The organism is Candidatus Methylomicrobium oryzae (assembly GCF_016745425.1).
GTDB classification, from domain to species: domain Bacteria; phylum Pseudomonadota; class Gammaproteobacteria; order Methylococcales; family Methylomonadaceae; genus Methylomicrobium; species Methylomicrobium oryzae.
The window spans coordinates 23650-37025 of sequence record NZ_JAERVK010000010.1 but is presented as its reverse complement, the minus strand read 5'-3'; the positions used below and the strand labels follow the sequence as shown (position 1 = coordinate 37025).

Here is a 13376-nt window from a genome sequence, read left to right as displayed (position 1 = left end):
CCCGAGACTTGTCTAACCGGCAAGGCAAAAAGGTTGAATTCTGGGCAGCGCCGATTATAATATCGATTCGATATTTAATTACTGACGGAGGCCTTTTATGAAATTGCGCAAAATCCTCACCCTGCTGTCGGCGGCAGCCGGTTTATCTTTGGCAAGCGGCGCGGCGATAGCCGAAACCGAAGGTTACCTATCGATCTGGAGTTCTACGGTCAAAGTCGCCGGAAAAGGCGACAAAAAAACGCTGACGATGGACATCCAGACCGCAAAACCGATTCCGGTCGACGGCAAATCCGGTGCCTTCGGCTATGCGGCGCTGACCGACAACGCCAATAACCTGCTGGTGTTGGTAACCCATTTGCCGATCGACGACAGTTCGCACGAAGATCCTACGAACGGCTTTCACACCCATGTCCTTGATTTGAAAGAGCCGACCGCCGCCTGCGCGGGCGCCAACTTCGAAGTGGACCTGGAAAATTCGGGCAAAAATGCCGCCTTCGACGCCGATTACCCGTGGAAGGTTAAAGGCAGCAAGATTTCGGTCGAAAACGTTCCGGTCAAGGATTTAGGGGATGCGGGTGTCGATACGATCGTTTCGTTTACGTTAAAACCGGTACTGGATGCCCAGCAAAAACCGGCCAACCTGTGCGTGACCGTGGCCGATAAAGGCTAACGGAAAGAGCTGTTGCCTGCCCGGAAGCGGCATACAGGAGGATCGAGATTCGACTCAAGCAGGTGTTGAAGTAAGATAACGCTTACTTTTCTACAAAAAACAGCCGGCTCTCTTCCGCTGGCTGTTTTCTTTGTCGAGCCATTTATTCCACCCCCGATTTACCTGGAGGTTTTCGATGTCGATTGGAAAATTATTGACGATTCTCGGTATCGCGATCGCCATCATCGGACTTATCCTGACCTATCTGCCCGGCCTTTTCAGCTGGTTCGGCAAATTGCCGGGCGACATTCATATCCAGGACGACAAAAAGTCCATTTTCATTCCGATCACATCGATGATCGTAATCAGCCTGCTCTTCACGCTGCTGGCCAATCTGTTCTTCCGCAAATAAGCCTTCACGCAGCCCTACACTACGGCCTGCGGCCGCGGTACGTCCCGAAAAACCGCGTATTCAAAGGCATGGCCGTCTGCTTTATCCGTTCCCGTCAAACCGGAACTTTCTTGCCTCCTCAGGAGCCATTTGAATTACTATATGATTCATCAGCAGCAAACACGGAGCAAGCACTATGATTCCCATCCGAGATACCGCGCCTTGCAATACCCGTCCCGTAATCACCTGGGGACTGATCGCAGTCTGCACCAGCATTTTTGTCGGAATGCAATTTTTACCTTATGAAGTCAGCAATCCCCTGATCACCCGTTTCGGGATGGTGCCGCTGCGTTATTCGAATCCGGAGTGGGCGAGCCGTGTGGGGCTGCCGTTCGATGCTTATCTTTCGTTTCTGACCAACCAGTTCCTGCACGGAAGCTGGTTCCATCTGATCATCAATATGTGGTTCCTGTGGATTTTCGGCGATAATGTCGAGGATAGAATGGGGCATCTGTCGTTTTTGGCGTTTTATCTGTTGTGCGGCCTGGTCGCGACGGCCTTGCAATGGTATTTCGATCCTTACCTCGCGATCCCGGTCGTCGGCGCCTCAGGTCCTATTGCGGGCGTATTGGCCGCGTATTTTTTTCTTTATCCAATGGCGCGCATCATCCTCTGGGTGCCGATTTTTTTTCTGCCGGTCGTCGTGCACGTGCCGGCAATCGCTTTTCTAGGCCTCTGGGTCATCTATCAATTGAATGAAGCGACCACATCGATCTTATTCGAAGGCGGTGCCGCCAAAATGGCCTGGTGGGCGCATCTGGGCGGCTTTATCGCAGGCTTTCTGCTGTACCGGTTTTTTCTTAAAAAACCGCCGCACGGAATAAAAATGGAAGATTCCGGCAGCTTTAAGATATAATCCCCGGTTAAAAAAAGGAAAGAGCATCAGTCTCAGGTGCGGGTTCTTTTTGACTAAAGCTTATTTAAGTTGGAATCAGGAAATTACGTAATTATATGAAAAAAATTAATGTTGCCTTGGTCAGGTTGCTCCAGTTTGTGGTGTTCGTCGTGTTCACCTTTGTAGTCATTACCTATTTCGGGGCGATGATTTTACTGCCTCTGGATGCGGTAACCCTGCTGGTCAAACTGTTCGGTCTGGTCGGATTGCATGGCTTCATCGGCGCGGCGATCGCGATTCCGGCCGTGGCCTATCTGGGATTGATCGTCTATCGGACGCCGGGCCTGTGCCCGATGATTATCGATACCGGCGTGGACCTGGTCAAGATCGGCAAAGCCAAGGTCGAAGCCTTCAATGCCATCGCGGATTCGGTGAAAGCCTAATTTTTCACCCCGTGCCCGGGGAATAAAAAGGCGTGACGGAGATGTCCGCCACGCCTTTTTTATTGGGCGCAATAAAGCAGCAATATCACGCGAGCGGACGCCGTGCACGTCCGCCCTTTCGCCTGTGTGTTTTTTTCACTATCTATTAATTGGGATTGTTATGTGTTTTAGTGCAAATATGTCATTGGGGTTGGGCATCGTCGGCTTCGCCGCGTCGGGCATCACGTTCATGGACAAAAGCGAAACGTTGCCGGTGCGCGCCGCGCGGGCCTTCGCGATTTTCCATTTCTCGCTGATGGAACTGATCCAGTATTTCGCCTATCCGGTCGCGGGGCAATGCGGTTACGGGACCAATCAGCTGCTCAGCGAACTGTCGACTTACCATATCGCCCTGCAGTCTTTCGCGATCATGCCGGCGCTGGCGACCTATTCGACCGATCCCGGCGCACTGAAGCGCGCCACGATCGCAGGCGCCGCGATGAGCGGCTCGTTCATTCTGTTCAGTTTCCTGCCGAAAGAGATCCAATTGTTCGACATCGAGCCGAACTTCATCGGCAACATGATTTCCTGTCTGTACATGGGCACCTACCACATCGCCTATGCGATCCAGAGCGCGCTTGGCCTATTGGTGACCTGGGGCTCGTTGTTCGCACTCGCGCTCAGCGCCTTCGTCTGGCCCAACAACTGGCGCATCGGCCTCTATCACGGCGTGATGGCGCTGCTGACCCTGTTCGTGCCGCAATGGCTCTTCGGCGTTTCGACCGGCGAAGCAGCCGCGATTTATTGTTTTTACTCGATTCCGATCACTTGCAGCTTCATGCCGCTGTTCAAAAAATACTTCACACCGAGTCCAATCGAGGCACAGGCCGCATTCGATCTGCGCGGCACTTCCTGATGGCCGTCCCGCTCAATTTGCAAACAGGGGCTTCGGCAACCGCGGCGAGCATGCCTCCGCAGTAATGAAACCTTCTCTTCAATTCGCTTGAGGATATTTATGAACGAGATACGCTGGAATCCGGAAAAACCGGCCGTCATCACCGCCATCTGCGTGGTCGGACTTATCAATGCGATACAAATGATCAATCTGGTCTTCTCGCCGATGTCCAAACAGGTCGGCGCGATCTACCCCGTCTATTTTTCGTTTTCGGTCGTATTAAGCCTGATCTGCATCGCCGGCCTGTGGCTGTTGAGGCGCTGGGCGGCCTTGTTTTACATCATCCTATTGATCGCTAATCAAATCGTACTTGCCGTAATGGGATACTGGGAAATCACCGCCGCGATCATTCCCGCCGCTATCATTGTGATGCTGTTCAAACATTTGGATAAAATGTGCTGAGTGAATAATGTCAGACCTGCCGGATTTTCAAAACATGGCAGGTCTGAAAAGCGATTTTGACCCAACCCTCGTCTACCTTGCATGAGCGGCAAACAGGTTCCCTCCCGGAGCGGGGCCCTCATCAATTACCCCAGGCAGTGCCGGAACCAAAATCTCGTTCCGCCTCTCTACTGCACACCTTAAATACAAACCGTTATAAAATATCCGGCTCGAATTCACTTTTATCGTCTATGAAATCTCCGATCATCGCTACTGCCGTACAACAACCCTGCCATCTGGACAGGCAAAGCAATCTCGACTTCTCGATCGAAAAAATTCATGAAGCCGCCGCGGCCAAAGCCGATCTGGTGGTCCTGCCCGAGCTGCATCTGGGACCTTATTTCTGCCAGAACGAAGACTATAATCACTTCGCCCTGGCCCAGCCGATTCCCGGTCCTGCGACCGAAACACTGTCCGCCGTCGCGAAAAAGCTAAACATCGTGATCGCCTCGACAATTTTCGAAGAAAGAGCGCCCGGCCTGTACCACAACACCGCCGTCGTGTTCGACAAGGATGGCCGGATCGCCGGCAAATACCGGAAAATGCATATTCCGGACGATCCGGGGTTTTACGAAAAGTATTACTTCACGCCCGGCGACCTCGGCTTTACTCCGATCGAAACCTCGATCGGCAAACTGGGCGTCCAGGTCTGCTGGGACCAATGGTATCCGGAAGGCGCACGGCTGATGGCGCTGGCCGGCGCGGACATCCTGATCTACCCGACCGCGATCGGCTGGGACCCTAACGACACGCCGGAAGAACACCAGCGCCAGCTGAACGCCTGGATCACGGTCCAGCGCGCGCATGCGGTCGCCAATGGCATCCCGGTGATTTCCTGCAACCGGATCGGCTTCGAACAGGCGCCCGATCAGGAAGCCGGCGCCGGGATCAATTTCTGGGGCAACAGTTTCATCGCGGGCCCGCAAGGCGAGATTCTGGACAATGCGGACGAGAGCGAAGTCAAAGTCCTGAGCGCCACGCTCGATCCGGCGCGCAGCAAGCGCATCCGCCAGATCTGGCCGTTCCTGCGCGACCGCCGGATCGATGCGTTCGGCGACCTGACCCGGCGTTTTATCGATTAAGGCCGGGCCTTTCCTCTAAAAGAGGTGCGCGCCGTACATCTTATTCATCTGCGTAGGATACGCTGCGCGTACCGTTTCTGATGGTTTCGGGTCTTTCGTTAAGTCGGCAAGGTACGCACAGCGCACCCTACGTCTTCCATTTGATATTGCAGCCCATGCTCGGAATCTGCTGCGGATCGATCGGACGGCCCGCCAGCAGGTTGTCGAGCGCGGTGCGCAAATCCGACCCGGTCACCGGCACATCGTTCTTCGGCGTGGCGCCGTCGAGCCGGCCGCGATAAACGCAGGCTAAATTCGCATCGAACAAATAAATGTCGGGCGTGCAGGCTGCCTGGTAAGCTTTCGCGGTTTCCTGGGTTTCGTCATACAGATAGGCCGCAAAAGGCCGTCCCCATGCAGCCATCATCGTCTTCATCTTGTCGGGCGCATCCTCCGGATACTTTTGCACGTCGTTCGAACTGATTGCGATCGTCGCGATGCCCTTATCTTTGTATTCCTCCGCAATCGCGATCAATTGCTCCCTCACATGCAGCACGTAAGGGCAATGGTTGCAGATAAACATCACGATCGTGCCTTTTTCGCCTTTCAGGTCTTGTAAAGCGAATGTCGCGCCGGTCACCGTATCGGGCAATGAAAAATCCGGTGCAATAGTGCCGAGCGGCATCATTTGGGATAAAGTTTCCGCCATAGGTAAAGCCTCCTTTTGAACGTTTTAAAATTCTTCCGATTGTAAGAGGGTCTGCCGCCCCGGAAAACCGCCGTTTGCCGGGGCAGAAGCATTGCCGGGAAGTCAATCCCTAAACCCTTTTAACATAGAATTGCGTATAATAGCAGGGTTTATGGAGCCGAACCGGACCGGATGGAGCACTTAATTTTATGACCTCACCCAAACTTTTCGATTATCCGCTTTTCGCCTTGGGATTTAGGGCATTCTTTGCCCTGGCAGGGCTTTCGGCGCTGCTCCTGATCGTGCTGTGGAATGCGATCTATAACGGCAAGCTGAGCGGAGCCAATTATTTCGGGAATGTCAATTGGCATGCGCACGAGATGCTGCTCGGTTATTCGGCCGCGGTGATTGCCGGTTTTTTATTGACGGCGGTCAAAACCTGGACCGAAAGATGGACCTTGACCGGAAGCCCTTTGGCGGCTCTGTGTCTGCTCTGGCTCTACGGACGAATCGTGCCGTTTTATGCCGGACTTTTACCCGATCCGGTGATCGCAGTAATCGATTTTGCGTTTTTGCCCGCGCTGGCGTACCAGGTCGCGAAGCCGATCCTGGCCACCCGCGAGTACCGGAATCTGGTTTTTATCGTTATTCTTTTAATACTGACCCTTGCCAACGGCCTGATTCATACGGGCATCCTCGCATCGCACCCGGATCTGACCTGGCTGGGCATGCAACTGGCGGTAGCGACAATCGTACTGCTGATTTTGGTCATTGCCGGCCGCGTATTTCCGTTTTTTACCGAGCGCGGCTTGCCGGGCGTCAGAGTCGATACGAATCATCTGTATGAGTACGGCGCGGTCGGCAGCGCGGTACTGGTATACGGCCTGCTGCTGGCCGGCGTCGGCGGAACGCTGCTGGCGGTGGCGTCGGGCCTCGCGGTACTGTGCAATTTGGCGCGGGTCTGGGGCTGGTATGTGCAACGCATCTGGTATGTGCCCTTGCTATGGGTCTTGTATGCAGGTTACGGCTGGATCATTCTGGGCTTTGGACTGACCGCGCTGTCGGCGTACGGCTTGGTACAGCCGTCTCTGTCATTACATGCCTTTACGGTCGGCGGCATCGGCGTACTGACACTCGGCATGATGGCGCGGGTTTCCCTCGGCCATACCGGCCGGGCGCTGCGCGCTTCCAACGCGATGGCAATCGGCTTCATTTTGCTGAATATTGCGGCCCTGATCCGCGTATTGCTGCCGATCGCCCTGCCCGACTGGTACGGCACATTGGTTTATTTATCGATGCTGTTCTGGCTGGCCGCCTTTGCGCTGTTCGTGTATGTCTATTCCCCAATCCTGACAAGCCCCCGCATCGACGGGCTAAAGGGTTAACCGGCGCATGACGCAAATCATCGGTTTATCGCCAACGACAGAGGAGATACCGCCGGTTTTTTCCCCTATCCGGTTCTACTATGGTGCAGTCTTTTTCATACAAGAAGCCTGCGACGCCCAATAGCTCAATGCCCATGCCATCACTTCCTCGCGTGCCGCGGATTGCCTTGACTCCGGGAGAACCGGCAGGCATCGGCCCCGATCTTTGCATACAAATCGCCCGGCACGATTTGCCTTGCGAAGCGGTCGTGATCGGCAGCGAGGAACTCTTACTCGGACGCGCGGAGCGTTTGGGCATCGAAATTAAGCTGAACCGTTTTGACGGCACTTTGCCGCCTTCGCCGCACCGGCACGGTGAATTGTCGATCGTGCCGGTAAATCTGAATACGCCCACCCAGTGCGGACGGCTCAATCCGGCCAACAGCCGTTATGTGCTGAAAACCTTGAACAAGGCGGTCAAAGGCTGTATGGAGGGCGTTTTCGATGCAATGGTGACAGGTCCGGTACACAAAGGCATCATCAACGATGCGGGCCATCCTTTTACCGGTCATACCGAATACATTGCGGCTGTCACGGGCGGCACGCCGGTAATGATGCTTGCGACGCCCGGCTTGCGCGTGGCCCTGGTCACCACGCACCTGCCGCTAAGCGAAGTCAGCCAGGCGATCACCCGCAGCCGCCTACGCCAGACCCTCTCCGTGCTGGACCGCGATTTGCGCACCCGGTTCGGCATCAATAGACCCAAAATTCTGGTCTGCGGCCTGAATCCGCATGCGGGCGAAAACGGACACCTCGGTACCGAGGAAATCGAAGTGATCGAACCGGTATTGGTCAACCTAAGGCTACAGGGCATGAATCTGCACGGCCCCCTGCCCGCCGATACGCTGTTCACCTCGAAATACCTTGCCGATGCGGACGCGGTGCTGGCGATGTATCACGATCAGGGACTGCCGGTCTTGAAGCATATGGGCTTCGGCCAGGCGGTCAATATTACTCTCGGCTTGCCGATCATCCGGACCTCGGTCGACCACGGCACGGCGTTGGATTTGGCCGGCACCGGCAAGGCCGAGACCGGCAGCCTGCTTTATGCTCTGCAAACCGCCGCGCAGATGGCACAAGGACATATACAATAAATGGCGCATATAGCACGTAAACGCTTCGGGCAGAATTTTCTGCATGACTCGTCGGTCATCCGGGATATCATCGCTTGTCTCGGCATCCGTTCCGGCCAGCACTGGGTCGAGATCGGCCCCGGCCAAGGAGCATTGACCGAACCGCTCCTTCAGGCCGGCGCATGCCTCGATGTGATCGAACTGGACCGCGATCTCGTCGCCTTATTGAAAAAAAAATTCGCGGGCCAGCCGCATCTCGACATTCATAGCGCCGATGCGTTGAAGTTCGATTTTTCGTCGCTGTCCGAACAGAGCGAACGGCTGCGCATCATCGGTAATCTTCCTTACAATATTTCGACGCCGCTGATGTTCCATTTATTGAACAGCGCGGACTGTATCGAAGACATGCATTTCATGCTGCAAAAGGAAGTCGTCGACCGCTTGTGCGCAGAACCGGGGAACAAACAATACGGCCGGCTCAGCGTAATGATGCAGTATTACTGCGAAACCGAACACTTGTTCGATGTGCCCCCGGAAAGTTTCGATCCGGTGCCTAAAGTGGTGTCCTCAATCGTTCGTTTGACGCCGCATCGCCGGCCGCCGGTTCAAATCGGCAGCAGCGACAAGCTGAACCTGATCGTCACGCAAGCCTTTTCACAGCGCCGGAAGACCCTGCGCAACTCGTTGAAAAATCTGCTTTCGGACAGTGATCTGGATAAGCTGTCGATCGATCCGAAACTGAGAGCCGAGAATCTGACATTGCAGGACTTCGCCAAATTGAGCAATCTGCTGAGCGAATGCTCAGGCCCTGCCGAAAAGGAATAGGCTCGAGAATGATGCGACAATATGCCACATTCTCACATTGACAAATCCGGCTAGAATATATCTAACTCCTTGAGATGCATGATTCCCAAGCGGAATCCGGAGTTAGATATCCTTCTCTAATGCGGCCCCGACCGGCCGCATTTTTTTTGTCCGTGATTTTTCCATCCCCTCCGGGCGATTGCTTTAATCCGATACCCGCTCACCAGCCGCCCAGTCATGAAGGGGAAAATGCGCCGAATGACGGCCTAATTTTGCATCCAAACTGACTTCAGCGACCGAACGAGCTGTTCGCCAACCGGAAAGAATTTATTAGAAAATCGTTTGGGTTTCTGATAAATTCCAACCATTAAACCCTGCGACCTCATTCTTGTTGCAAAATATTTCGCCTAACTGAATTATCCTGGGCTTTTGGCAAGAAATTGCCGAATAAGGTGACGATTTTTAATAATAAAAATAGGAGGAGTTATGGCTGTATTAGATTCGATCGCGATAGAAATTCAGACCACAGTTGCCGGGGTGCTGATCCTGCTAATCATTACGTTATTGCAAACCATGGATTTGCGGCGTGCGCGCAGGCAGCACCGCGAGTCTTTAGACGCAATCGCACATAACGCGGCGCCGGCCCGGAACAAACGGCTGATCTCGCCTTTCAGCCTGATTCTACAGTTCATCTTCGGCTTCTCCGCGTTCGCGCTGTTCGTTTTCTGGATGATGTATCTCCTCCTCAGAGGAATGCCGGTTTTAGCCGGAGCCGCAGGCGTTTCGGCATTTATCGCGGCGCTCATGCCTATTGTCGTCTGGAGCGCCGTCCGGAAAACCGGAAAGGAAACGGCCGAAACCATTAAACAAGCCGAACAACACAGCCAAGAACCCGTACTTCGCCAAAAGGCTCCTGAAGAAGCAGCGCCTCAAGCACCGGCACCCGCGGTTAAAGAAACAGTTTTCGTTGCTGACGAACCGGCCATCCATGAACCGGGGCCAGTCCTCGAACCTCAACCGCCCGCGGCACCGGAGCCGGCAACCATCGCGGAAACTCAGCCTTCACCTTATCCGAAACCCGATCCGGCGTATGTATTTCCTCAGGATTCGATGCTGCGCCGGCATTTTATGACGCATTTGGCCGCAGCGGCCAAACCCTATGAGCCCGTTCGTCCCACCGATTCGATGCTTCGGCGTCACTACGATGCGACAGTGGAGGCCAAGACGTCGGCAATTTCTTTCCAACCGAAGAAAACGCCCGTCCCCAAAACGGCAAAGCCGTCATCTCAGGAAAGCCAACAGGCGAAAATTCCCCAAGACTCGATGCTCCGGCGGCATTTCATAACGGCATTGCAATCGAAAATCGAGTCGCACCTGTCGCTGCCTCCGCGGCCGACCGATTCGATGCTGCGCCGCCATTATGAAACCATGAGAGAGAGTTTGGTTGCTGGCGAGTTGAAAAAATATCTGGAAGGATAAATCCGGGTACAACGGAGCGAAAACCTGGACTATCTCTGAGTAGGAAAAATGACGGGGCGTTAGCCCCGTCTTTGAGCGGATCGGGAAAATAATCCCAGTTATTTCTTTTCGGGCGCTGGAACCGGTGCCGATTCAGCCGGCTTGGCTTCTTCCTTAGCCGGCTCGGCGGCAGGTTTTGCCGCTTCTTCCTTGGCAGGCTCGGCCGGTTTTTCGGCGGGTGTCGGAGCGGCTTCGGCTGCCGGCGCTTTCTCTTCCGCAGGCGCAGCTTCTTTCGCTGCAGCACCTTCAGCCGCCGGTTTTTGTTCCGCAGCCGGCGCAGCTGCTTCAGCCTTCGGTTTTTCTTCGGTCAGCGGCACCAGAATCTCGACCTTAGCTTGCTGGCGCATCCCCTCGATCATTTTTTGGAATTTTTGACGCTGCAGGTAAGGCGTCAATTGATCTTTTACAGCTTCCAGCGGAGGCGGGGTCTGCGCGCGCGAGTCTTCGCGCAGAATCACATGCCAGCCGAACTGGGTTTGCACCGGCACCTTGGTGTATTTGCCTTTTTCGAGTTTGGCGACCGCTTCGGAGAAAGGCTTCACCATTTGATCGGCCCCAAACCAGCCCAGATCGCCACCGTTTTGCGACTCTTTCGCGTCAATGGAATGCTTATTGGCCAGCTTCGCGAAATCGCCGCCTTTGTCGAGTTCGGCGATGATCTTTTTCGCTTCCTCTTCGGTCTTCACCAGAATATGGCGCGCCTTGTATTCGGTGCCGGTTTCGGCGACGACCTTACTGTCGTACTCGGCCTTGACTTCCGCATCGGTAACCGGGTTGGTCTTGAAGAAGTTTTTCAGGGACGTCTGCGTCAGGATCGACTTTTTGGCTTCTTCAAGCTGTTCCAGATATTCCGGCGATTTATCCAATTGTTTTTGCAGCGCATCCTGCACCAGCAATTCGCGCTGAATCAGTTCCTCGACCAGCTTTTCCTTCGGGAAAGTGGCGCCGTGCGCGCGCACCGCAATTTCTTTTTCCAGATTTTCCAGCTGTGCCTTGCTGATGTATTTGCCGTTGACGGAAGCGACCGCGTCTTCTTTTTTGACGATCTCCGTAACCGGTGCAGATGACGTACCGGTGCTGTCGCCGGATTGGGGTTGACAGCCGGCGACCAGTCCGGCGCCTGCAACAAGCAATGGGATGATTTTTTTATTCATCGATTAATTTCCTTTGGTTTCTTCTGAGGGGGTAAGAGCATTGATGCCTAAGGCATGAATTTGTTGCTTCATCAGATCGCCGAGCGCCTTGTAAACCAGCTGGTGCCGTTGCACCAGCGACTTGCCTTCGAACAGCGGCGAAACGATTGTGACGTGATAGTGACCGCCGCCCTGATTGCCCGCGTGTCCGGCATGGGCGGCGCTGTTATCGATGATTTCTAGCTTTTCGGGGTGGAGAGCTTCGGTGAGCAGTCGTTTGATTAATTGCGCTGTCATTGAGGAAAAACCTTCTTGAACGGTTTGACGGTAACCCTGGCGTAAACGCCGGCTTCGATATAGGGATCGCTGTCGGCCCACTGCCGGGCCTCTTCAAGACTGGGGAATTCGGCGACAACGAGGCTGCCGGTGAAGCCTGCGTCCCCGGGGTTCTCGGTATCGATGGCAGGATGCGGGCCCGCCAGCACGAGCCGTCCCGCATCCTGAAGCGCCTGCAGCCTCTGCAAGTGTCTCGGACGGGCAGCGGCTCTTTTGGCCAGGCTGTTTTCCACGTCTTCGCTGATGATCGCGTATAGCACGGTTTATTCCTCGGTTTCCGGCAAATGTTTATAAATCAGTGCGACTTGGCCGAGCAGAAAGACGACCATCAATCCGGGCACCACGAAGGTCTTGAAAATCACCCAATCGTCGGTGCTGTAATGGTACATCACATACACATTGACGAAACCGATGCCGAGGAAGAAGAACGCCCACAATGTGTTCAGGCGCCGCCAGACCGCATCGGGCAAGGTCAAATTGGCCGACAGCATCCGTTCGATCACCGGCTTTTTGCCGATAAACTGACTGCCGAGAAACACCAGGCCGAACAGCCACTCGACGATTGACAGTTTCCATTTGATGAATTGCTCGTTTTGCAGGATGATCGTCGCACCGCCCATCACTAGGATTAAGCCTAAGGTTATCAACTGCATCGTGCTGACCTTGCGGGTCTTGAACCAGCTGTAGGCAACCTGGAGAATCGTCGCGACAATCACGACGCCGGTCGCGACATAAATATCGTAAAACTTATAGGCAATGAAAAATAAAACGATCGGAAAAAATTCGAGTATCGGATTCATGCGTCTGATGCGATGGAGGGCGCGATATGATAGTTGTTATTGTGGGTAATCTCTGATGATTCGTCCATCTCCGGACAAGCCTCCAATGGTTTTGTAATGGGGGCGCTACTGAGAAATTCAAGCCCGGTCTCAGGATGGATTCTCGCCGGTGTAAAACGGTTCCCTCAGCTTCGGCTTTTTGTAGTCGTATCCGCTGCCGGAAAATAGTTAAAACAGCGTAAGCCGCCGCAGCAACCTGTGCTGTTGAAGCAGGAACTTGCAGGTTCCGTTGAAGTGGACTGTTCAGTCCATCAGGAATTGGGCTGGTATTATAATGATGACTCCGTCAAATGTACATCATTCGGCTTTTGCTTCTGATAAAATGGGAAGCGGATTATGCGGGAACACTCATGGACAAACAAACTCAGACAGAAATCGAAGCTGCCGTTTTCAGGCGCCTGCTCGACCATTTTCAACAGCACACCGAAGCGCAGAATATCGATCTGATGATTCTGGCGGACTTTTGCCGAAACTGCCTGGCCAAGTGGTACGCGGCAGCCGCCCAGGAACGCGGCGAATCGGTCGATTACGAGCAAGCGCGCCGAATAGTCTACGGCATGCCTTATCCGGAATGGCGCGAAAAATACCAGAAAGAGGCGACGCCTGAACAGTTGGCGGCATACGAACTGAAACAGAAGCAAAAAACCTGACATCCGTTTCTCCGAATCGCTCGCAGAAATTTCGGCCGAGCAGCACCTCGAAACGCCTGCGCCAGGCATTTTGGTTTTTAGGTTATACCTTGGCCTG

At 54.2% G+C, this 13376-nt stretch carries 17 protein-coding genes; 12 read left to right on the top strand and 5 right to left on the bottom strand.

Features of this window, described 5'->3' with window-relative positions; all coding sequences use genetic code 11:
• The first annotated feature begins 97 nt into the window (after positions 1-97).
• The 7 genes from JJL52_RS12200 (at position 98) to JJL52_RS12170 (ending at position 4835) form a co-directional block, all read left to right on the top strand.
• Positions 98-670 (top strand): hypothetical protein, encoded by a 573-nt coding sequence (locus tag JJL52_RS12200; RefSeq protein WP_202052698.1) that lies wholly within the window; start codon positions 98-100, stop codon positions 668-670.
• Between the two features lie 175 nt (positions 671-845).
• Positions 846-1061, top strand: a complete 216-nt coding sequence (locus JJL52_RS12195) for a DUF2905 domain-containing protein (RefSeq protein WP_202052697.1) — start codon at positions 846-848, stop codon at positions 1059-1061.
• Positions 1062-1236: 175 nt separating this feature from the next.
• A complete protein-coding gene (locus JJL52_RS12190) occupies positions 1237-1956 on the top strand; it encodes a rhomboid family intramembrane serine protease (RefSeq protein WP_202052696.1) in 720 nt (239 codons plus the stop codon).
• Positions 1957-2051: 95 nt separating this feature from the next.
• Positions 2052-2378 carry a hypothetical protein gene (locus JJL52_RS12185; protein ID WP_202052695.1) on the top strand — a complete coding sequence of 109 codons (327 nt, stop codon included), beginning with the start codon at positions 2052-2054 and terminating at the stop codon, positions 2376-2378.
• Positions 2379-2538: 160 nt separating this feature from the next.
• Complete coding sequence (locus JJL52_RS12180) at positions 2539-3273, top strand: DUF5765 domain-containing protein (RefSeq protein WP_202052694.1); 735 nt, start codon at positions 2539-2541, stop codon at positions 3271-3273.
• A gap of 99 nt (positions 3274-3372) precedes the next feature.
• A complete protein-coding gene (locus JJL52_RS12175; RefSeq protein ID WP_202052693.1) occupies positions 3373-3714 on the top strand; it encodes a hypothetical protein in 342 nt (113 codons plus the stop codon).
• 230 nt (positions 3715-3944) lie between these two features.
• The gene (locus JJL52_RS12170) at positions 3945-4835 is read left to right on the top strand and encodes a carbon-nitrogen hydrolase (RefSeq protein WP_202052692.1); all 891 of its coding nucleotides are present in this window, start codon (positions 3945-3947) and stop codon (positions 4833-4835) included.
• A 127-nt stretch (positions 4836-4962) separates the two neighbouring features.
• Here JJL52_RS12170 and JJL52_RS12165 read toward each other — a convergent pair whose 3' ends face one another.
• Positions 4963-5523, bottom strand: a complete 561-nt coding sequence (locus tag JJL52_RS12165) for a thioredoxin family protein (RefSeq protein WP_202052691.1) — start codon at positions 5521-5523, stop codon at positions 4963-4965.
• A gap of 188 nt (positions 5524-5711) precedes the next feature.
• Here JJL52_RS12165 and JJL52_RS12160 point away from each other — a divergent pair, with 188 nt between their 5' ends.
• From JJL52_RS12160 to JJL52_RS12145, 4 genes are all read left to right on the top strand, one after another.
• Positions 5712-6887 carry an NnrS family protein gene (locus tag JJL52_RS12160; protein WP_202052690.1) on the top strand — a complete coding sequence of 392 codons (1176 nt, stop codon included), beginning with the start codon at positions 5712-5714 and terminating at the stop codon, positions 6885-6887.
• Positions 6888-7015: 128 nt separating this feature from the next.
• Positions 7016-8020 (top strand): 4-hydroxythreonine-4-phosphate dehydrogenase PdxA, encoded by a 1005-nt coding sequence (gene pdxA, locus JJL52_RS12155; protein WP_202052689.1) that lies wholly within the window; start codon positions 7016-7018, stop codon positions 8018-8020.
• Complete coding sequence (gene rsmA / locus JJL52_RS12150) at positions 8021-8824, top strand: 16S rRNA (adenine(1518)-N(6)/adenine(1519)-N(6))-dimethyltransferase RsmA (RefSeq protein ID WP_202052688.1); 804 nt, start codon at positions 8021-8023, stop codon at positions 8822-8824. It abuts the gene before it with no gap.
• Between the two features lie 465 nt (positions 8825-9289).
• Positions 9290-10282: a YIP1 family protein gene (locus JJL52_RS12145; protein ID WP_202052687.1), complete on the top strand. Its 993-nt coding sequence runs from the start codon at positions 9290-9292 to the stop codon at positions 10280-10282.
• A 98-nt stretch (positions 10283-10380) separates the two neighbouring features.
• Here the strand turns inward: JJL52_RS12145 and JJL52_RS12140 are convergent, their stop codons facing one another.
• Genes JJL52_RS12140 through JJL52_RS12125 form a run of 4 tightly spaced genes read right to left on the bottom strand, consistent with a single transcriptional unit; the run spans position 10381 to position 12590 of the window.
• A complete protein-coding gene (locus JJL52_RS12140; RefSeq protein WP_202052686.1) occupies positions 10381-11475 on the bottom strand; it encodes a peptidylprolyl isomerase in 1095 nt (364 codons plus the stop codon).
• Positions 11476-11478: 3 nt separating this feature from the next.
• A complete protein-coding gene (locus tag JJL52_RS12135) occupies positions 11479-11751 on the bottom strand; it encodes a BolA family protein (RefSeq protein WP_005373422.1) in 273 nt (90 codons plus the stop codon).
• Positions 11748-12050 (bottom strand): YciI family protein, encoded by a 303-nt coding sequence (locus JJL52_RS12130; RefSeq protein WP_202052685.1) that lies wholly within the window; start codon positions 12048-12050, stop codon positions 11748-11750. The genes JJL52_RS12135 and JJL52_RS12130 overlap by 4 nt, the downstream gene beginning before the upstream one ends.
• Positions 12051-12053: 3 nt before the next feature.
• Positions 12054-12590 carry a septation protein A gene (locus JJL52_RS12125; RefSeq protein ID WP_202052684.1) on the bottom strand — a complete coding sequence of 179 codons (537 nt, stop codon included), beginning with the start codon at positions 12588-12590 and terminating at the stop codon, positions 12054-12056.
• A gap of 389 nt (positions 12591-12979) precedes the next feature.
• On the opposite strand from JJL52_RS12125, the gene JJL52_RS12120 reads away from it, so the two are divergent.
• Entirely contained in the window at positions 12980-13279 is a 300-nt protein-coding gene (locus JJL52_RS12120; RefSeq protein WP_202052683.1) for a DUF1244 domain-containing protein, read from the top strand.
• Positions 13280-13376 lie beyond the last annotated feature (97 nt).